Source organism: Buttiauxella massiliensis (assembly GCF_902500225.1).
GTDB classification, from domain to species: Bacteria; Pseudomonadota; Gammaproteobacteria; order Enterobacterales; family Enterobacteriaceae; genus Buttiauxella; species Buttiauxella massiliensis.
In genome coordinates, this window is record NZ_LR722652.1 from 303420 (window position 1) to 325541 (window position 22122).

Here is a 22122-nt window from a genome sequence, read left to right on the forward strand (position 1 = left end):
CGATGACCAGATTACGGGTTGAAAACCTGAGCAAAACCTTTGTGTTACACCATCAGCACGGTATCCGTTTGCCGGTACTGGCGAATGCTTCACTGGAAGTGGAATCGGGCGAATGCGTGGTGCTGCACGGCCATTCCGGCAGTGGGAAATCCACCCTTTTGCGCTCGCTGTACGCCAACTACTTACCCGATGAAGGGCATATCTGGGTCAAACATAACGATGAATGGCTCGACATTGTGCAGGCTCCGGCGCGTGACGTGCTGGCGGTGCGCCGCCAGACCATCGGCTGGGTGAGCCAGTTTTTGCGCGTCATCCCGCGTATTTCAGCACTTGAAGTGGTGATGCAACCGCTACTGGATTTGGGCGTGTCGCGTGACGTTTGTGAAGACAAAGCGTCGATGCTGCTGACCCGCCTGAATGTGCCGGAGCGCCTGTGGAATCTCGCGCCGTCAACCTTTTCCGGCGGTGAACAACAGCGCGTAAACATCGCCCGTGGCTTTATCGTCGATTACCCGATTTTGCTGCTTGATGAACCAACCGCCTCGCTGGATGCGAAAAACAGTGCCGCCGTGGTGGATTTAATTCTGGAAGCCAAAGCACGTGGAGCGGCAGTCGTCGGCATCTTCCACGACGAAGCGGTACGCAATCAGGTAGCGGACAGACTGCATTCCATGGCAACCATCGAGGCAAAAAATGATCATTAATAACGTCAAACTGGTGCTGGAAAATGAAGTGGTGAGTGGCTCACTGGAAGTGGCCGATGGGGTGATTCGTAATTTTGCCGATAGCCAAAGCCAGTTACCACAAGCGCACGATGGCGAAGGCGGTTGGTTGCTGCCGGGGCTTATCGAGCTGCATACCGACAACCTCGACAAATTCTTCACCCCACGCCCGAAAGTCGACTGGCCTGCGCATTCCGCGATGAGCAGCCACGACGCATTAATGGTGGCGAGCGGCATCACGACTGTGCTGGACGCCGTAGCGCTGGGCGACGTGCGCGACGGCGGCGACCGCCTGGAAAACCTCGAGAAGATGATCAATGCGGTAATGGACAGCCAGGCGCGTGGCGTTAACCGCGCCGAACACCGCCTGCACCTGCGCTGCGAACTGCCGCACCACACCACGCTGCCACTATTCCAGCAGCTAATCGAACGCAGCGGCGTGTCGCTGGTGTCATTAATGGACCACTCACCAGGCCAGCGCCAGTTCGCAAACCTGGTGAAGTATCGTGAATATTACCAGGGAAAATATTCGCTCAGCGATACGGAGATGAACAGCTACGAGGCGGACCAACTTGCGCTTGCTGAGCGCTGGTCACAGCCCAATCGCCTGGCGATTGCCGCTGAATGTCGTGCGCGCAATATCGCGCTCGCCAGCCATGATGACGCGACTGCGGCGCACGTGGTGGAATCCCACGAGTTGGGCAGCGTAATCGCTGAGTTCCCGACTACGCTTGAAGCCGCGCAAGCCTCACGCCAGCATGGTTTAAGCGTGCTGATGGGCGCGCCAAACATTGTGCGAGGCGGCTCGCATTCCGGCAATGTGGCGGCGCATGAACTCGCACAAGTCGGCCTGCTGGATATTCTCTCGTCCGACTATTACCCGGCGAGTTTGCTGGACGCTGCGTTCCGCATCGCCCAGGACGAGTCGAACAGTTTCACCCTGCCACAAGCGGTGGCACTGGTGACACGCAACCCAGCCAAAGCATTGAATCTCGATGACCGCGGCGTGCTCGCAGAAGGCAAACGTGCCGATATGGTGCTTGCGCATCTTCACGGCGATCATGTCCACGTCGGCCATGTCTGGCGTCAGGGAATACGGGTGTTCTGATGAGCAAAATAGTCTGGTTGATGGGGCCGTCAGGCTCCGGGAAAGACAGCCTGCTGACGGCACTGCGCCAGCAGGAGAATAATCAACTACTGGTAGCGCACCGCTACATTACCCGCGCCGCCGACGCCGGGTGCGAAAACCATATTGCCTTGAGTGAAAAGGAGTTCGCTCAGCGCCAAGAACAGGGGCTATTCGCGCTGTGCTGGCAGGCGCATCACCAAAGTTACGGCGTGGGTATCGAGCTGGATATCTGGCTCGATTCCGGGTTCGACGTGGTGGTGAACGGCTCGCGCCAGCATCTGGCGCAGGCGCGCGCGCGTTACGCCGAAGCGCTAGTGCCGATTTGCCTGCATGTTTCGACGGACGTTTTGCGCAAGCGCCTCGAACAACGCGGGCGTGAAACTGCGCAGCAGATCGAACAACGCCTGCAACGTGCGGCCTTTTATGCCCCGGATTTGGACGACTGTTTAATACTTAACAACGATGGCAGTCTGGCGGAGTCTGTCTTATCGTTTATGCGTCTGGTGAATGGCCAGCGCAATGCCAATATCGTCCATTTTCGTCCCAAGGAACCGCGCCATGTTTGAACTTCGCCCCGCCACTCTTGCCGATATTGATGCTGTTTACGCTCTGATCTGCGAATTAAAACAGGCAGAATTTAACCGCCAGGCGTTTAACGTCGGGTTTGCAGCAAATCTTGAAGATCACAATTTATGCTACCAACTTGCACTACTTAACGGCGAGGTTGTCGGCATGATCAGTCTGCATATGCAGTTTCATCTGCACCATGTGAATTGGGTGGGTGAAATTCAGGAACTGGTGGTAATGCCCGCTGCTCGAGGCCACGGCGTGGGTAGCAAACTGTTAGCCTGGGCTGAAGAGCAGGCGCGGATTGCCGGAGCGGAACTCACTGAGCTTTCCACCAGCGCCAAACGCCTCGACGCCCACCGTTTCTACCAGCGCGAAGGGTATCAAAATACCCATTTCCGCTTTACTAAACCGGTGGAGATAAACCGTGACTCTGACGCTAACCCTTAGCGGAACGGGGGGCGCACAACTCGTCCCCGCCTTTGGCTGTTTTTGTGCGGCCTGCGAGCGCGCTCGCACTGATCCGCAATTTCGCCGCAAGCCATGCAGCGCGGTGATGAAGTTTAACGACGCGGTGACACTGTTGGACGCAGGCATTCCCGATTTAATGGACAGCTGGCAACCGGGGGAATTTAAGCAGTTTTTACTCACCCATTACCATATGGACCACGTGCAGGGATTATTCCCACTGCGCTGGGGCGTGGGCGAAAAAATCCCGGTGTACGGCCCCGCCGATGAACAAGGCTGCGACGACCTGTTTAAACACCCCGGCATTCTGGATTTCAGCCACCAGCTTGAGCCGTTTGTCTGGTTTACCTTGCAGGCGCTACGCGTGACCCCCCTGCCTCTCAACCATTCAAAACTGACGCTGGGCTATTTTTTTGAAACCCCGCACAGCCGCGTGGCGTGGTTAAGCGATACCGCAGGTCTGCCCGATAAAACGCTGAAGTTTCTGGCAAATAATAAACCGGATGTGATCGTGATTGATTGCAGCCATGAGCCGCGTCCTGAAACACCGAAAAACCATTGCGATTTGAATACCGTTATCGAGCTTAATAAACAGATTGGCTGCCCACGCGTTGTCCTTACGCATATCAGCCACCAGTTTGATTGTTGGCTGATGGAGAATGCGTTACCGAAAGGGTTCGAGGCGGGGTTTGATGGAATGGTTATTCGGGTGGATTAGCCGCTTTAATCTTGCTAATCACTAATAGCCGATGCTGATGAATTTCAGGGTCGGTTCCCCAAGCGTACGGTGACCATTTGCTGACGAACTCCTCAGCGTTTTGGATAAGCGTTAATTCGTTATCTTCTTTTGTGCCATCCCAAATCATCACTTCAAATCGCGGGTCGGCGATAGCTTCAGTGATCCTATATTCCCAGAAACGACGACCATCAGCGGTTTGCTCATTATCAGAAACAACAATCTCATACATTTCCAATAACCAGGCAAATATCCGTTTTGCTAATCCCTGCAACGCATCCTGGTACTCCGGCATAAATGTGCGCCAAACCATGACCTGCGTACAGTGCTGTTTGCCTGGCACCACAAATTTCCCGGTAACAATTTTTACCGCATAGGCGGTGATGTCGTCTTTTAGCAGGCGGCATTGTTTACCGTCGAGCGACACCACCAGACGGTATCCCGCCGGAGGAACGTAGCCGGGTAAGCTAAAAGGTTCAACCCCTTTGGCGAGGAACGCCAGGGTGTGTTCCCGGTTACGATCTGGGGCGTTGAGCTTTCTGTTGAAATCCGCGTCGCTTATCAATCTCGGTGCCATTAGTTGTGAAATCCTTATCCTAAGTATGCTTATTTTTCCCTTTAAAGCCAGCTTAAAAAAACCACGTTTTTCCTGATATTACGGGTACTTGTAGTAACAAATCTTAAGCTTGATAAGAAAATTAACACACTAAATGAATAAAAATTCACCACTTTTTTGTTTGCTTTTAGTTTTCAGAAGACAACTCGCAAAACGCAAATTTAATGTGCTTTTTATCACTCACCGATTTTCAAAACTTACCGAAAATCATCATCCAAACGGCGTTCGTCCTCTTCAAGCTGACGGCGCTGTTGATCCAACTGACGTTGCTGGTCGTCAAGCTGGCGTCGGCGATCTTCGAGTTGACGGTGACGGTCTTCATACTGGCGGCGATCGTCATCATTTCGACGCTGGCTTTCGTCCCAGCGGCGGTCGTCGTTGTCATCACTACGGCTGTCATTCGGTTTGTAGGCATCGTTAATCGCCTGCGAAATAGACCCCACAATGGAGTTATCAAACAGGCCATCCAACGCATCGGCGTGGGCAATGGTTGTCATGGTCAGGGTGCCGAGCAGTAGCACGGTGGAGTATCGATTCATAAGCCCATCTCATGAAAATAGAGTTTAGGGACGATAAAAAAAATGCCAGAACCCTGACAGCAGAGAATTCCCAATTTTCACCTTAATTATATTTATAAGTAATATTTACCTTTAACCCAATCCAGATTTTTCATGCCATATTTTGGTGCAAAAAAAATCAGAAAAACAACCACTTCCCACCCTGTGTAATAATTCGAAAATCCCGAGCAATGCGGTTTAACTTAGCCAAAAATCAGCAATTTAGATTGAAATTACACAGTTTAGAAAAAACAATCGCTCGGAAATACCTCACTTTCACAACCACAAAAAATTCAAAAACATGATCACCATCAGTTATTTTAAATAAATAGTGAAACGTTATTTCAACTTATATGGATAGCGTGTTTTAATCTTTCCAATTCAAACTAACTCATAGGGAACTACAATGTTTTACGATTACATTGTAATAGCGGGTTATTTCTTATTAATGGTAGCGATTAGCCTACTGTTCAAAAAAATGGCCAATAACAGTACCAGCGACTACTTCCGCGGAGGCGGCAAGATGTTGTGGTGGATGGTTGGGGCAACCGCGTTTATGACGCAGTTTTCTGCCTGGACGTTCACCGGTGCGGCTGGCAAAGCCTTTACCGATGGTTTCGCAGTTCTTGCCGTGTTTGTCGGCAACATGTTTGCTTATCTTCTGGCGTGGGCATACTTCGCTCGCCGCTTCCGTCAAATGCGTGTGGATACCCCAACTGAAGCGGTACGTCGCCGTTTTGGCCCGGTCAACGAGCAGTTCTTTACCTGGGTCATTATCCCACTAAGCGTGATTAACGCAGGCGTGTGGTTAAACGGTCTTGGCGTGTTCGCATCCGCCGTCTTTAACGCTGATATCATCACCACTATCTGGATTACCGGCCTTGCGGTTCTGGCTATTTCCATGCTGAGTGGCGCGTGGGGTGTGGTAGCGTCCGACTTTATTCAAACGCTGGTTATTGCAGTTATTTCAGTCGCTTGCGCAGTAGTTGCCCTATGGGCAGTCGGTGGCCCGGCTAACATCGTGACTGAGTTCCCATCCGGTTTCTTTACTGGCCCGGATATGAACTACCCGCTGTTGATGGTTGGCACCTTCCTGTTCTTTGTGGTGAAACAGCTGCAAAGTATTAATAACATGCAGGAATCCTACCGCTTCCTGAATGCTAAAGACTCCAAAAATGCCAGCAAAGCGGCTCTGATGGCACTGCTGATGATGCTGATTGGCGCGGTAATTTGGTTCATTCCACCATGGGCAACTGCGATTCTGTACCCAAATGCCGGGGCGCAATATCCTGAGCTGGGTGCTAAAGCACGTGATGCGGTTTACCTGGTGTTTGCTCGTGAAGCCATGCCGCTGGGTACTGTAGGGCTGCTGATGGCGGGTCTGTTCGCGGCAACCATGTCCTCCATGGATTCTGCATTAAACCGTAACTCCGGTATCTTCGTACGTAGCTTCTACGCAACGATTGTGCGTAAAGGTAAAGCAACAGATAAAGAGCAACTGCGTGCCGGTCAAGTTGCCTGCCTGGTTAACGGCTTGCTGGTTATCTTCATGGCGCAGTTCTTTAACTCTCTCAAGCACCTCAGCCTGTTCGACCTGATGATGCAAGTAGCAACACTGCTGCAATCACCGATTCTGGTTCCATTGTTCTTCGGCATGTTGATTCGCAGAACCCCTTCATGGGCTCCATGGGCAACCGTCGTATTCGGCCTGGGCGTATCCTGGATGGTGGTTGATGTGTTCACGCCGCAGTATGTCATGTCCTGGTTCGGTGTTGAGAAACTGACTGGCCGTGAAGTTAGCGAGCTGAAAACAATCATTCCAATCGTTGCACATCTGGTACTGACCGGTGGCTTCTTCTGCCTGAGCGCGTTGTTCTATAAACCGCAAGCAGATACAAATGTCGAAGCAACTAATGCGTTCTTTAAAGATGTCGAAACCGAGTGTGTTGAAGACGACGCGCAGGACATCGTTGACCGTATGCAGCGTAACAAGCTGGGTGACCTGACTATCTATATGGCGATTGGCTTGTCGGCGATGATGCTGATTCCAAACCCAATGTGGGGCCGCTTGTTGTTCCTGGCCTGTGCCGCGGCGGTGTTTGCTGTCGGGTATGCGTTAAAACGCAGTGCGAAGATCGATAAAGCAGCTGTGGTTCTCAAGCCAGCAACGCAAAATAATCAATAACACTATTCACTAAACTCAAAAGCCACCCAATCTTCGGTGGCTTTTTTATTTCCCGAACAACTCAAATTGTTAACATTGCTTCGTAACCAACTATTTCTATTATAATAGTTCACATAAGCAATGCGAAAGAATTGATTATTATTTAACTCAAGAAAACTTTCTTCAATTAAACCAAGCGGCTAAAAAAACGAATCTGGCCATTGATTAAGAAGCATCTTAGCCATGAAAATTAAAAGAAAATAATAACCGAACGGTTATTTATTACATTCGATTGCAATAATTTGGCAATTTCTGCTGCAATTATGTTTTCAGCACCTCCGAACACCTCCCCACAAAAAACCGCAAAGCACGCTAAGAATAATCTCAGATACATTCGTAAATATTATGTAATGAGGTGATCTAATACATTCATACTATGTAAATCAGATGTATCATTACCGTTAATGCTACCGAGGCCGCTAACAGAGTGATGCGCTATGTCCAGACAAAGAAACGACAATCCTACCCGTCCACGCCATCACCGTTTCGCCCTGGAGCCACGGCAGTTGTTCGATGGCGCAGCCGTCACTGAGGCTGCTCATCATGCGGATAATCCGCTTGATACCCAGCACCACGATAACGCGCCAGACGCCTCCAAAGCGGTTTTTGTCCCACCTGCATCGGTGCCTGCACCAGCATCAATAACAGCACCGGCTCCCGCAGATGCGACTGCGCCGCATGAAGTTTATGTTGTCGATAGTCACGTCCAAAATTGGCAATCGCTGGTCAGCCAGTTGCCAGAAGGCAGCCGCGTGCTGGTGCTGGACTCTCAGCACTCCGGGCTTGAGCAGATTAATGAAGCGCTAAAGAACGATAAAAATATCACTGCGATTCATATCATCAGCCATGGCGCCAGCGATGAGATAACACTCGGTAGCGACAAACTTAATGACAAAACGATTGCTCAATATCAGCAGCAATTAGAAACTCTTGGCGAAAAGCTCAGTACAGACGGCGATATCTTGCTGTATGGCTGCAACGTCACGGCAAAAGACACCATCCTGATTACCCGTATGGCGGACTACACCCATGCGGATATTGCGGCTTCAAATGACGAAACGGGTAGCGCAGCAAAAGCGGCTGACTGGACACTTGAATCCCGTACCGGCGTTATCGAAACACGTTCGCTGGAGTTGGCGTACGATGGCGTGCTGCAAGCCCCTGAACTCACCACCACTAACCCGGACATGGTGGTTTCTGAGCCAAGCTCACTGCACCCAGGTGCCGAAACCGGCAGTTTCAGCGGCATAACGATTAATGCCAGTGATGCAAATGTCGCGATCAGCGTGACATTGACCAACGGTGCCGTAGGTGATTTGGTTAATGGTGCTAAATCAGGGAAGACACTGGAGTTCGTCGGCTCAGTTGCAGATGCACAAGCTTGGTTAAACTCACTTAAATTCACCGCAAGTGATACCGAACTGGGCAAACAGTCCGCCTCAACGGATGTGCAGTTTTATATCTTAAGTTTTTCAGGCAACGATAGTCTGGTCACGCATGTCACCATCACTCCATCTAACGACCCGGTAACTGTGCCAAACAAAACCTTAATCGTGCCGGAAAGGAACGGTTCGGGCACTGTGATTACCACTCAGACACTGACTGCTATAGATCCTGATGTTTCAAGCGGTGCGCAAAGTGCCTCACAAATTGTCTACAGCCTGACGGCGATGCCGCAGTATGGCTATCTGACGTTAAACGGTAATCGTCTGGGTGTTGGCTCGGTATACACTCAGCAAGATGTGCAAAATGGCGCACTGAGATATGTCCACACTGCGACAGGTGCGACGCAAAACACCGCCGACAGTTTTTCTGCCAACGTGAATGATGGGGCAACACCTATCAACCTTTCCGATAAGGTCACGGTCACGCTCCAGATTGCGCCAGAAAACCAGCTGCCAACCATATCGGGTGGTGGCATTGTTTTTGAAGGCCAGCCAGAAAACGCCGTTAATACCGGGAATGTCGGGAAATACATTGTGGCCACCAGCGGTGGCGATACGCAAGACACCGTACTGACCTTAACCATTACATCACTGCCAGCGTTCGGCACTCTTTATTTTAAGGGTTCGCCGGTGGTTCTGAATCAGCAGATTAGCTATGCCGAACGTGATCAATTGACCTATGAAAACGACGGTGCAGAAGGCAATACGCAGGACAATTTTGGCGTGCGTGTTACTGACCAGGGCGGCGGTACAGGCGTTCCTGCCAGCAGCGATGCAGTGATTGCACTGACGATTCAACCCGTTGATGACGACCCGTACCTCAATCCAGATTCGACATTGCATGCGCAAGTCACAACAGGCCCGAATAACGTCGTGCTGCAACCAGAAATGTTAGCGGCACTCGATAGCGACTCGTCGGCCGATCGCGTGAGTTTTATCGTTGATACCCGAGGGTTAACACACGGTTATCTGACCTTGAATGGTCTACTGATGAAAAGCGGCGACACCTTTACGATGGAAGATGTCGCCGAAGGTCGGGTTGTTTATACGCAATACATTGCTTCCAACGTCGGTGGACAAGACGTATTTAATTTCCGCGTCATCGACCACTCCACCGCATTGCGCTGGAACGCGGATGGCACAACGTTCACGCGCCAGGGTGGGATATGGGATGGCGAAAGTGCTACCGACCAGCTCACCCATATTCAATTCACCATTGGCCTGGCTACCACTGATAACCCCAACAACCCTGACCCTGGTGGCCTGCCGGTGTTAAATGTCCCGGCAGAGACTACAAACTCGGGGTATATCGGCACCGACGTGCAAAACCCTGGCAATGCACCCCATGGCGTACTCAACGAGGGCGGGACATTAACGCTTTCAGGTACCGGGAAAATCACTGCGAATACGCCAGGCCTGAGCTATGTCGTGCAAGGCGCGACACCTGAGCAGATCGTTTATACCTTCCTCGGCAGCGCCTCCGGGCAAACCGGCCTGAGTATCCTGAAAAGTGATGGTCAGGGTGGTTATCGGGTTATCAATGCGTTCGGTACGTTTACCCAGGCCGACTTGAACCAAGGGTTAATCAGCGTTCGTCACGACGGCGGTGAAAACTTCATGTTTGACGGCAGATTCTCGGTTTCAGCAGGCCAGGTGACGCTGGATGCACGAGGCAACCCGGTTGCGGTGACCTGGAACCCGACCATGGTCGTTTTCGTCACCCCGATTAACGATGCGCCGGTAATTGCAGGCTCTTCAAACACGATTTTAGCGGAAGGTGAAACGGTCGTTATCACCAACTCGCAGTTGCAGTTGAGCGACCCGGATGATGTAAACAGTGGCGCGTCGTGGGAAGGATCGGCTTTGCGGCCCGATGGCATTAACAATAACTACGCTTACAACAATGATGCCACCGGAACGGATGCGCTGAAATTTGGCTTCCTGACGCTGCCTGCTGGAGGTGCGCTGCAATATTATAATGGCACCACTTGGGTCACCATCACCAATGCGGATATCGGCACATTGCAGCTTGATGCCAGCATTTTAAAGGAAGATGGCACCAGCGGCCTGCGTTTTGTCAGCAATGGTTCTGAAGTCCGCAGCACCAGCTTTACGACTTATGCGGTGGACCGCTGGGGCTTGCAGTCGGCCAACAACGCCACTGTGGGCATTACCATCACCAACGTGAATGATGGCCCAAAAATCCCGCAGACCCCGGACAGCCCGGATATCGTTGTACCTCCAGATTCGCCAAACCTTGTGGGTGGTGTTGAAGGTCGCCCTCCGGCTAACAACCCGGCGACCGTGGTCGAAGGCGGCTATGTGCAAATTAATAGCTCACAGCTTCAGGCTTACGACCCGGACAGCACTCCCGAGCAGGTGCAATTTACCGTTACCACCACGCCGACGCATGGCCGCCTCGCGTACTCAACCGATGGTGTTAACTTTAGCGTCCTGGGCAACGGTTCGACCTTCACGCAGGCTGACATTAACAACGGTCGGATCTATTACCTGAATAACGGTGATGAAGTCACCGGCAACGGCCTGAACACCGACGGCTTTAATTTCACGCTGTCTGATGGTGACAAGGAACAAGCCAACAACCACTTTGCCATTAATGTCACGCCAACCAACGACAAACCCACTGTTACCGCGCCTTCCGGGCCGATTGATATCGGGATTTCTCAGGCAGTGAAAGGTTTTACAGTTGCCGACCCGGATATTACGGGTACGAACAGCTCGGTTAACATTCTTCAGACCACCGTACGCCTGCTGCACAGTGATGGCAGTGCCTTTAGCCAGGCTGAATATAATGGCATCGTGCTAGCGGCAAATGCGGCAAGCGGCGCGACAATTACGGGTGGTACAAATGGTTATCTGGTGCTGACAGGCACCGTGGCGCAAATTAATAGCGCGTTGACCGGTTTAATCGTGCGTTTCCCCAACGATCGCAACGCAGTTTACCAGGTTCAGGTTATTACTGATGACCGCCTACGGACGGCAGATGGCCAGTTAACAGGTGAAGCGAACGGCGGCCCGGTTAACCAACCGGCTAACCCGGCGTTTGGTGCATCGCCTGGCATAGTCGATAGCCAAAATTATAACTGGTATCAGAATGCTGTTCCGGGAACGAACGGCAATATCACGGCCAACCAGGTAGTGATTAACGCCTCGTCAGTTAACGATCCAGGGCATCTGGTCGTTAACAATCCCAATAAATCGACCTTTGAAGATCAGCCGACGTTTATCGGCGGCGATTTTACTATTACCGACGTGGAATCAACGGCCTTCGGTAAGCCAGTCACCGTGACGTTAACCGTCGCGCAAGGGCAATTGGGGATCGGCAGCTTAACCACTGATGACAGCAGCACCGTGATAAACGGCGTCTCGATTCAGGGTGATAATTCTGGAAAGCTGATTCTTACTGGTACTGCCGACGCGATTCAGAAATTGATTAATGACCCGGCAAACGGGCTGACCTACCAAAGTGCCGCCAATGCTAACCACGACCAAAATGGTGCTGCGGCAGGCGATGTGACGCTCAATGTACATCTGGATACGTCGACGGCTACCGTCGGGGATAATTTCGATTCCCCACCTGCTGATGTAAAGATCGCATTAACCATTATCCCGGTGAACGACCCACCAACCGTAACTGCACCTCCTGGAGCATTGTTGCTCGATAACAATGCTCCAGGAGGCAACAACGTTGGCGGGTTTGTGATTGGTGATCCTGACATTTCGGATGCAGGCGGTGTCGCAACGGGTGAAAAAGACATTGTGCAGGTCACGGTGCGCATCACCGATGAAAACGGTAACCCACTGTCCGTGTCGCAATATCGCGACCAGCAGAACTCGGCGATCAACATTTCGTCACTCAACACCACTTCCGGTGTGATTGTCCAAACCGGTAGCCCGGATGGTGTTAATCCACCATCCAATGGGCAAAACGCTCCGTTGGTCATTACCGGCACAGTCGCGCAAATCAACGCCTACCTCGCGCAATTACAAGTCAGCATGCGTGGCGCAATCCTTGATGATGCCGACCAGTATTTCCGCGTCGAAGTAATTGTGGATGACCGGGTACGCGATGCGAACGGCAACCTGACTAGTGGTGCCAACGGTGGCAATAACGTTGCAGCAAATGGCGTAGGAACCACGCTTCCTCCAAACACGGTTATCAGCCCTTACGCGGCAATTCCTGCCGGGCTTGAGCAAAACGTGGCATCAACTTACCGCACCGTGTTCCAGAGCAGTATTAACGACCCGGCGCAGATTGTGCTGGGCGGCAACCCGGCTCTGAGCACCAATGAAAACAGCGCCACCGTAACGCTCCCGCCGATTACTATCAGTGATTCGGATGCGGGTAGTCAGACCATGACGGTCACCGTCAAATTGCCAAATGGCTTTGTCTTTGTTGCGCCAACCGGCAGCGGCGGCTCATTTACCGGCACGGGTACCGACACGCTCACTGTTACCGGCTCCTACGCTCAGGTAAATACTTATCTGGCGGGGCTGCGGGTGACGCTACCTGATGCACCAGGTAGTGCGAACCGTTCTGACTGGAACGGCAGTTTCGGCGTGACCGTGACGGTCAACGATGGCGGCAACTCGGGTTCGCGCCCTGGCACGCTACCCGGCAGCGCGACTAACCCGCAACAAGATCCGGGGCAAGTTTCCTACGCAGATGGCACTTCATCGGCGCTTATCACCACACGCGCATTTACCTTCACGGTCAATGCGGTGAACGATGCACCGGTAGTGGTCGGCACGCCAACGGTAACTATACCGACCCTTGAAGAAGATACTCTCAGCGGTGCAGTGGGGGGCAAAACTGTAGGTTCACTGTTTACAGGCTTCTTTAATGACTCTCGCGACACCATCAATAACAGCGCAAATGGCGGAACTGGCGGCAGCAGCGCCGATTCGTTTTATGGCGTAGCCATCACTAACCACACCGCCAACGCTGCACAAGGTGAATGGCAATATTCTCTTGATGGCACCACCTGGCTGGCTGTCGGTAACCGCAGCGACGCGAATGCGCTGGTACTCACTGCCAACTCATCGCTGCGTTTTGTCCCGGCTCCGGACTATTTTGGCACTCCTTCAACGCTTGGCGTGCGCCTGGTCGAAACCAACAATAACGGCGATGTTTCAACTACGCCTGCGGTTCCAGCCAATGGTGCGGTGACAAATATCAGCGGCGCTGGTGGGCACGGCGGCACTTCAATTTACAGTGAAGCCCTCGTCACGCTCCGCACCGATGTCACCAACATTAACGACCGGCCAACGCTTGGCGATAAAACGATTACCATCGCTGAAGATACCAACGGTACGCAAACCATCGGGAACATGTTCCAGTCGGTTTACAGTGATGCCACCGATAACCAGACCGCTATCGCAGGTGGCGGCAACGCCAGCGGCCCTCTGGGTTATATCGCGATTTACGGCGACACCACCGATGCAAGCAAAGGCCACTGGGAATACTTCAATGGCACAACGTGGGCTGCAATCCCGTCTGATGTCACTGCAAGCAATGCCTTTGTACTGGCAAGCGATACGCAGATGCGATTTGTTCCCCAGCCAGATTACAACGGGCCTGTGACCGGCGGTTTGCAGTTACGCGCCTCAGATACCACGGACACAGGGCTTGCAGGTATCACTAACGGACGGGTGAATTTCTTCGACTTTGCCAAAGACAGCGACCCGACTTCGCACTGGTCAAATACCGCCATGCTTTCGGTCACCATCACGGCGGTAGCTGATGCCCGTGATGACACCTTCTCCACCCACTCCAACGTACCGCTGGTGATTCAGGGCACAGACCTGCTGGCTAACGACACATTCTCCAACGGAGATAAAGCCGTCACGATGGTGACTGCGCCGACAAACGGCACCCTGTCGTATGTTAATGGCGTGCTGACCTACACGCCGAACCCTGGTTTTGTGGGAACCGACAGCTATATCTATACCGTGGTAAGTGGTGGTGTGGAGGAAACCGCGAAGGTGACTATTAACGTCACCAACCTTGCGCCAGTTGTGGGCGACGAAATTAAGAGCATTGATGAAGACACCCCAGCCTTGGGCAATGTTTTAACTAACGATCGCGACCCCGATGGCGACGCGCTCACGGTGAAAACCTTCACTATTGATGGAAGAACTTACAATGCGGGTGACACCGCAACACTTGCTAATAACCACGGCACGCTGACCATGAATGCCAACGGGACTTATACTTATAAGCCTGGTGACGACTGGCATGGTGATATCGCCGTTAGCTATGTGGTTACCGATGGTAATCAAAATGGTGATACCACCGGGCAGTTGGGCGTGCATGTGGCCTCGGTTGTTGATGCCCGCGATAATATCGAAATCGAGCATACCGGTACGGTTATCACCACTGATGTGATGGCAAACGACACGTTCGTTAACTCGGACAAAACCGTCACCAGCTTTACCCAGCCAGAAAACGGCGTGGTGACTTTGGGGGAAGACAATAAGCTGATTTACACCCCGAATCCCGGTTTTATTGGTAGTGACAAATACACCTACACCGTGACCAGCGGCGGCATAGAAGAAGTTGCAAATGTGTTTATCTTTATGACTAACACGCCGCCAACCGCCAGCAACCAGTTTGCTGTGACAGACGAAGATACACCGGTTAGCGGTGATGTATTACGGTTACTAAGTGACCCGGACGGTGACCCGCTGCATGTGGTCGATTTCCAGATTGAAGGCTCGCCTACGAACCATCCGGCAGGTGCAACAGTGACGATTGACGGCAGTGGGACTTTCGTTCTCAATGCCAACGGCAGCTATACCTTTACGCCTGTTAAAGACTGGAACGGTATCGTCCCGACCATCACGTTTAACGTTTCCGATGGCACTGCCACCCCGCCAACACAAAGCTCGCTGGATATCACCGTTCGGCCAATCGTTGATATCGCCAACGACTCCGTGTCCACACATGCGGGCAAGCCGATAACCATCGATCCGTTTATCAATGACAATTTTAGCAACTCTGACAAAAAGATAACCGGCGTTACCGCGCCTGCACACGGTACGGTAACCATCAGCCCAGACGGCAAAACGGTAATCTACACGCCGAACGCCGGTTATGTCGGTAACGATGTATTTGATTACACCGTGACCAGTGGCGGCATTGAAGAAACCGCCGCGATTACCGTCACCATGAACAATGCCGTGCCGGTGTTGCGCAGCACGGCAGGCAGCACACTCGAAGACACACAGCTGGATGGCAATCTGCTCACCACGGCAAGAGATGCCGACGTAGGTGACACTATTACGGTCACCGATTTCACTATTGACGGCACGACGTATACGACGGGCGCTCCGGTGGTTCTCGATGGCAAAGGAACGCTGACCATCAATAGTAACGGAACTTACAGCTTTGAACCGGTGGCCGACTGGAATGGCATAGTGCCACCGATCTCCTTCACCATCAGCGATGGCAATAACGGAGGCCAGGCGACCAGTACTCTGGTGATTCAAGTGCGGTCAGTGGTGGATATTGCCCCAGATACCGCGACGACTCATGCGGATAACTTTGTCGCCATTAACGTGCTGGGTAACGACACCTTCAGCAACGATACGCAAATCGTCACCGCTATTCGCGACAACACCACGCTTGGGCAAGTGTTTGTGCTATCTGATAACACGATTCGCTACTCCCCACCGCCAGGATTTGTGGGCAGAGATACATTTACGTATACCGTTACCAGCGGCGGCATTACCGAAACCAGCACCGTAACGGTCATCGTCACCAACGCCGCACCAGTCACCACCGATATGAACCTGTCTATGGATGAAGATGGCGCGCAGATTAGCGGAAGGCTGACGGTTTCCGACCCGGACTCCGACGTGGTGCGCGTGACCTCCTTCCAGGTAGATGGCATGAACGGTGTGTTCGCGATTAACCGATTCGGAACTGGCACCGCCGTGATTCCGGGCGTCGGCACCTTTACGCTCTCTTATGATCGTAGTTACACCTTCAAGCCCGTCGCTGACTGGAATGGCAACGTCCCGCAAATAACCTACGTAGTAACCGACGACAACGGCGACACCCAGGTTTCCGGCAAGGTGAATATTTTCGTGAACCCTGTCGTAGATATCGCGGATGACAACATCTCGCTTCAGGCGGGAACGTCGTCTTCGGACAATCTGTTTACTAACGACAGCTTCGAGAATAGCGACAGAACAATTACCGGCGTCACTCAGGGAACCCACGGCACCGTCGTTATCGGCAGCAATGGCATTGTGACCTACACGCCACAGCCTGATTATGTCGGAACAGATTCCTACACCTACACTGTCACCAGCGGCGGCAGAACGGAAATCGCCACCGTAAACGTAACGGTAACAAACACCGTGCCAGTAGCGGCACCCGACACGCAGACCAATGTGGAAGACACTACGCTTGTCGGGAACGTGTTAAGCAACGATACCGACAGTAACGCCACCGACACTCTTAGCGTCACAAGCTTTACCTTGCCGGGTGAAACGGTGCCGCATTTGGCCGGGGAAACTGTCACTATTACCGGAATCGGCGCTCTTACGCTCAATGCTGACGGCAGCTATAAATTTGTACCGGTCGCTGACTGGAACGGGGCAGTACCCGTGGTCACCTACAACATCAGCGACGGTCATATCGGCGGCACCGCCAGCAGTACGCTGACTCTTGTGGTGACCGAAGTTGCGGACATTGTTGACGATTCAAGCTCCACCCATGCCGGGGTGCCAGTAACCATCGACGTTCTCGCCAACGATAATTTCGAAAATGGCGGCAAACAGATTACGGCCACCAGCAACGGCGCATTTGGCACCACCACCATCGTTAACGGCAAAGTGGTTTACACCCCTATTGCTGGTTATGTAGGCCGCGACAGCTTCACCTATACGGTGACAAGCGGTGGCATAAACGAAACAGCTACCGTAACCGTGGATATGACCAACACGCCACCTGTGGCGAACCCGGACACCAGCACCACGCCTGAAGACAGCACCGCCTCCGGCAATGTGCTGGCCAACGACACCGATGCGGATAATGCCGATAAAAATGCCCTCACCGTCACCGGATTTACCGTCAACGGCACACTGTATACACCAGGCACTGCGCTCACTCTCACCGGGATGGGTGTATTGACCATGCAAGCCGATGGCCGCTGGAATTTCGTGCCGGTTGCGGACTGGAACGGCACCTTACCGGTGGTGACTTACCAAATCAGCGATGGCAATACGGGTGGCGTTTCCAGTGCTGCACTGAGCATCACCATCTCCTCAGTACAGGATGCCTTTAACGATACGGTTTCGGTCCACGGCAACAGCTCGGTGACAACCGATGTGTTCGCCAACGACACCTTCACCAACGGCGATAAAATTATCCAGACTGTGACTCAAGGCAGCCACGGTACGGTCACTATCGAAAACGGCAAAATTACCTACAAGCCAAACGTGGGTTATGTCGGAACAGACAGCTACACCTACACGGTGCTGAGCGGCGGGATTCAGGAAACCGCCACGGTCAGCGTCACCGTGGAAAACACCCTGCCGATGACTCGGCCTGATATCAACATCACGCCAGAAGATAATGTCGTCACCGGTAATGTGCTGTTGAACGATTCCGATCCTGATGGTGATCCACTGACCATCACGCAGTTCAATGTCGATGGGCAGACCGCTCCGGCAGGGTATCCGGTGATTATCGCAGGCGTGGGTGAGTTCACGTTGCGTGCCGATGGCAGCTACACGCTGACTCCGGTCGCAGACTGGAACGGCAGAGTGCCGACCATCACCTACACGGTTAACGATGCGCTGATCGGCGGGAGCGCCACCAGCACGCTGAATATTATTGTGTCACCAGTAGTCGATGTTAATGCCGACAGCGCCACGACTCACGCAGGCAATTCGGTAACGACCGACGTGCTGGCTAACGACACCTTCAGTAATCCAGATGCCACTATCACCGCTGTTACAAACGGGACAAATGGCACTGCCACGCTGCAAAACGGCCAGATTATCTACACCCCTCGCAGCGGTTTTGTCGGCACGGATACCTACACCTACACCGTGACTAGCGGCGGGGTAACTGAAACCTCCACCGTGACTGTTTTTGTCACCAACGACGTGCCAGTGGTTAACCCGGAAGGGGTTATCACTCCACAAGGCGAGCCTATCTCTGGCAACGTGTTAACCAACGATCGCGACCCGAACGGCGACCCAATCCATATTTCTGGTTTCCAGGTTGGCGGCAACAGTTACAACGCGGGCGAAACAGCCGTGTTAGCGGGTGTTGGTAGCCTGACAGTTCTCAGAGACGGCAGCTATCGCTTTACCCCACTGGCCAGCTGGCGTGGCTTTGTGCCTCCGGTGACCTATACGGTGAGCGACGGCAACGAAGGCGGCGAAACCAACGGCAAACTGCGTATTCTGGTTGCACCGTCGGTGGAAATTTCGGTGCGTGAAGATGGCCTGACACCGCTTGATCCTGGTGCTCAGGAGGTTAACGGTACGCTAGATATTCTGTCGCTCGACAGGCTGCAAACGCTGACCTTCCAGGGGCGCGTTATCACCGCAGAACAGCTTCTGCGCCTGAACCCTCTGTCGCCAATTACTATCGAAACCGTAACGGGCACCATCAAGCTGCTGGCTTACTACAGTAGCGCAGACGGTGTTGCGCGGCTCGATTACAACTTCACCTTACGTGAAGCGGTGTCGCAACCGGGGCTGGCCAGTACGCACAACGACTACTCAGTCCAGGTGAACGGCACCACCATCGGGCAGCTACGCATTACCGTCTTCAATGACAACCCGAGCGCCACCGATGACAGCGCGGAGATCTTGCAGGACCAGAACCAGAAATCGGCCAGCGGTAACCTGTTTAACGATGATCGCATTGGTGCAGATGGTGCGGCGAGCAATGGTCCTGTCACGGGCGTCGTGTCAGAAAACACCGGGAATGCAGGCACCATTGGCGGCTCAAGCGGTGGCCAATACGGCACGCTAACCCTCGATAGCCAGGGCAACTGGCGCTATGAAGTCAACAGCAGCGACCCTCGTGTGGCAGCACTTGAAGCGAACGCAACACTCACTGAGGTGTTTGTTTACACCATCACCGACAGCGACGGTGGCGTAAGCGAAGCACGTCTTACGATTTTGATTCATGGCGTCACGGCGATGCCAAACGTCGATGACCGTAATGGCGACCAGATATTTGGCCGTGAGGAAGAAGAAACACTGCCCGCCTACAGCCAAAGTTACGAACCGGGCTTGTTTATTCTGCCGCTAGTCTATGATTTACAAAGTGATGCAGTTGGTCTGCAAACCCGGCTTAACAGCCGGTTTGCCGCCTATGGTTATGGGATAGAGCATGCGAATGCACCCGTTATGCAGCAGGCAGTTCTGTTCTCACGCTGGTACAGCGACAGCCGTGAGCAGCGCACTTTACCTGGCTTAGAAAGTAACGCCCTTGGGCAGAATTCGCTTGGGAACTCATTTGGCCCGTTTGGTATTGGACAAGCCGATGAGCGCAGCTCATTTGCTCAAACAGCGGCCACGCAGGAAGCGACGCAGGTTGAACAACCGACTGTTATCGCAGCGGGTGCACAACCGTTATCCATGCAGCTTGCTGCCCTGGAAAAACAAACTTTGGCGTCTGGAAAGCACATTACAGTCCCGACAATCACTCGCCGGTAAAGGCTAAAGCAACTGTTTAAGATGGAAATAACAACAATGAACGCATACGTGGTGGCTGAAGTGAAAAAACGTGGCGTGCCGTTAGTCAAACCTGTTGCTGGGTTGATTGCGGTACTGATTTTGGCTGGCTGTGGCACCATTAAACCGGAACCGTTAACTCAAGATGAGATAACCGCGCGAGTGAATCGTGACCGGGCAGAAATGTACCGTGGGCAAGAATCCTTAAGCGGCCCGATGACGTTATCCGATGCCATGGCGCGCGCGTTGAAATATAACCTCGACTACCGTCTAAAAATGATGGAAACCGCGTTGTCGCGCAGTTTGTTGGATGTCTCGCAACAAGACATGTTGCCAAAGCTGATGGCAGATGCGGGTTACCGCTGGCGTGATAACGATTCGGGCGGCACCAGTATCGGTATTGATGACGGGCTCGTCAGCTTGCGCCCTTCCACGTCGGAGGAACGCGAACACTATCTTTCCAGCGCGACATTCTCCTGGGATCTTCTCGACTTCGGTATGAGTTATTACCGCGCCAAACAACAGGCCGATGAAGTCAATATTGCGGAAGAACGCCGCCGTAAAGTGCTGCAAAACATTGTCCAGGAAGTGCGTGATGCCTACTGGCGTGCATTAGGCGCGCAGCGTTTGCTCGACGAAACCCAACCGCTGGCCGAGCAAATTGCCCAGGCGCTGGATAAAACTCGTGAAGCTGAACAGGCCGGAATCTTGCCGCCAATTGAAGGGCTGGAATATCAGCGCGCCCTGCTTGATGCCATGACCTTGCTGAACCAAAAACGCCAGCAAATGGAATTGGCAAAAAGCGAGCTGACGGCGCTTATCAACCTGCCGCCGGGCACACCGCTGGTGTTGCAAGACACACCAACGCCGCTGGCACCGCCTCCGACCAACATTGATAAGCTTGAGCAAATGGCATTGGAGCGTCGCCCGGAACTGCGTGAGGAAGATTACAAAACGCGCATCGACAGCTATGAAACCAAGCGCCAAATCGCCTCGTTATTCCCGAGTCTGAATCTGTTCGCTGGGTTGAATTACGACTCCAACGAATATCTCTACAACAACAACTGGATTGAAGGCGGCGTCGGTGTCTCGATGAACCTGTTTAAGCTGCTGAGTATTCCGGCAATCAGTACCGCCAACGATGCTCGCGCACAAACCGATGATGCACGCCGCATGGCGCTGAGCATGGCGGTTCTGACGCAAGTTCGTGTCGCCACCGAACGCTACAAACTCGCCTCCTATGACTTCCAGATTGCCGAACAATCGGCGCAAGTTGATCAGCGTCTGGCGAGCATTTCCCGCGCAGGTTCTGATAACTCACTGACCAGTGATCTGGAAACATTGCGTACTCAGGCACGCTCGATTGTTTCGCGCTTCCAGGAAGCTTCATCGTATGCCGAAGCGCAGGCCGCCTATGGGCGAGTGCTGAACTCTGTGGGTATCGATTTGCTACCAGATCAGGTTAATCAAACCGATGTTGCCAGCTTATCGCGACAAATTGCCACCAGTTTGCGCCAACAAGAGAGCAGCGTATTTGCTCGTACTGCCGGTATTGTGGTGGAAAAACACCCGATATCTGTGCAGATCACGCGCCTGCCATCTGGCGTTTCACGCTCCACCGTTTCGCAATCCGTTGGCCGGGTGATTGAAGCAAACCACCTGTCTCTTGAGCCGTCACCGAAAAGTCTCACCTTGCAAATGGGCTTCAACATTGGTGCCAGCAACGGCACACGTAAAGGTGTGTGGACAATGCGTGTGCTGGATGCAGACGGTTCTGAAGTGCTGACTCGCCAGTACACAAGCTATCTGCCAAACGAAACCAGTACGCGTTCCATCAGCGCACTTGCCGAAGCAGCAACATTATCCATTACCACTGATTTACAAAGACTTGCAGGGGCAACCCCTGTTCTGACTGCGACGCCATGAGG

At 52.9% G+C, this 22122-nt stretch carries 10 protein-coding genes; 8 read left to right on the forward strand and 2 right to left on the reverse strand.

Features of this window, described 5'->3' with window-relative positions:
* Positions 1–2 precede the first annotated feature (2 nt).
* Genes phnL through phnP form a run of 5 tightly spaced genes read left to right on the forward strand, consistent with a single transcriptional unit; the run spans position 3 to position 3604 of the window.
* Positions 3–704 carry a phosphonate C-P lyase system protein PhnL gene (phnL, locus tag GC128_RS10120; RefSeq protein WP_151994181.1) on the forward strand — a complete coding sequence of 234 codons (702 nt, stop codon included), beginning with the start codon at positions 3–5 and terminating at the stop codon, positions 702–704.
* Entirely contained in the window at positions 694–1830 is a 1137-nt protein-coding gene (gene phnM / locus GC128_RS10125; RefSeq protein ID WP_151994182.1) for an alpha-D-ribose 1-methylphosphonate 5-triphosphate diphosphatase, read from the forward strand. Before phnL ends, phnM begins: the two co-directional genes overlap by 11 nt.
* Positions 1830–2417 carry a ribose 1,5-bisphosphokinase gene (gene phnN / locus GC128_RS10130; RefSeq protein WP_151994183.1) on the forward strand — a complete coding sequence of 196 codons (588 nt, stop codon included), beginning with the start codon at positions 1830–1832 and terminating at the stop codon, positions 2415–2417. The genes phnM and phnN overlap by 1 nt, the downstream gene beginning before the upstream one ends.
* Positions 2410–2868 carry an aminoalkylphosphonate N-acetyltransferase gene (gene phnO, locus GC128_RS10135; RefSeq protein ID WP_151994184.1) on the forward strand — a complete coding sequence of 153 codons (459 nt, stop codon included), beginning with the start codon at positions 2410–2412 and terminating at the stop codon, positions 2866–2868. The genes phnN and phnO overlap by 8 nt, the downstream gene beginning before the upstream one ends.
* Positions 2846–3604, forward strand: coding sequence for a phosphonate metabolism protein PhnP (phnP, locus tag GC128_RS10140; RefSeq protein ID WP_151994185.1), 759 nt, complete (start codon positions 2846–2848; stop codon positions 3602–3604). The genes phnO and phnP overlap by 23 nt, the downstream gene beginning before the upstream one ends.
* Here the strand turns inward: phnP and GC128_RS10145 are convergent.
* On the reverse strand, positions 3588–4199 hold the full coding sequence (locus GC128_RS10145; RefSeq protein ID WP_151994186.1) for a hypothetical protein: 612 nt from the start codon (positions 4197–4199) through the stop codon (positions 3588–3590). The two genes, phnP and GC128_RS10145, sit on opposite strands and share 17 nt — an antisense overlap.
* 236 nt (positions 4200–4435) lie before the next feature.
* The gene (yjdP, locus tag GC128_RS10150) at positions 4436–4777 is read right to left on the reverse strand and encodes a DDRRRQL repeat protein YjdP (protein ID WP_151994187.1); all 342 of its coding nucleotides are present in this window, start codon (positions 4775–4777) and stop codon (positions 4436–4438) included.
* A 424-nt stretch (positions 4778–5201) separates the two neighbouring features.
* Here yjdP and GC128_RS10155 point away from each other — a divergent pair, with 424 nt between their 5' ends.
* The 3 genes from GC128_RS10155 (at position 5202) to GC128_RS10165 (ending at position 22120) form a co-directional block, all read left to right on the forward strand.
* On the forward strand, positions 5202–6980 hold the full coding sequence (locus tag GC128_RS10155) for a sodium:solute symporter family protein (RefSeq protein WP_151994188.1): 1779 nt from the start codon (positions 5202–5204) through the stop codon (positions 6978–6980).
* 476 nt (positions 6981–7456) lie between these two features.
* Positions 7457–20176, forward strand: a complete 12720-nt coding sequence (locus GC128_RS10160) for an Ig-like domain-containing protein (RefSeq protein ID WP_151994189.1) — start codon at positions 7457–7459, stop codon at positions 20174–20176.
* Positions 20177–20212: 36 nt separating this feature from the next.
* Positions 20213–22120 carry a TolC family protein gene (locus GC128_RS10165; RefSeq protein WP_151994190.1) on the forward strand — a complete coding sequence of 636 codons (1908 nt, stop codon included), beginning with the start codon at positions 20213–20215 and terminating at the stop codon, positions 22118–22120.
* Positions 22121–22122 lie beyond the last annotated feature (2 nt).

Coding starts and splice junctions, on each gene's coding strand:
- phnL (WP_151994181.1), top strand. CDS start 3: ATGACCAGATTACGGGTTGAAAACCTGAGCAAAACCTTTGTGTTACAC.
- phnM (WP_151994182.1), top strand. CDS start 694: ATGATCATTAATAACGTCAAACTGGTGCTGGAAAATGAAGTGGTGAGT.
- phnN (WP_151994183.1), top strand. CDS start 1,830: ATGAGCAAAATAGTCTGGTTGATGGGGCCGTCAGGCTCCGGGAAAGAC.
- phnO (WP_151994184.1), top strand. CDS start 2,410: ATGTTTGAACTTCGCCCCGCCACTCTTGCCGATATTGATGCTGTTTAC.
- GC128_RS10145 (WP_151994186.1), bottom strand. CDS start 4,199: ATGGCACCGAGATTGATAAGCGACGCGGATTTCAACAGAAAGCTCAAC.
- yjdP (WP_151994187.1), bottom strand. CDS start 4,777: ATGAATCGATACTCCACCGTGCTACTGCTCGGCACCCTGACCATGACA.
- GC128_RS10155 (WP_151994188.1), top strand. CDS start 5,202: ATGTTTTACGATTACATTGTAATAGCGGGTTATTTCTTATTAATGGTA.
- GC128_RS10160 (WP_151994189.1), top strand. CDS start 7,457: ATGTCCAGACAAAGAAACGACAATCCTACCCGTCCACGCCATCACCGT.
- GC128_RS10165 (WP_151994190.1), top strand. CDS start 20,213: ATGAACGCATACGTGGTGGCTGAAGTGAAAAAACGTGGCGTGCCGTTA.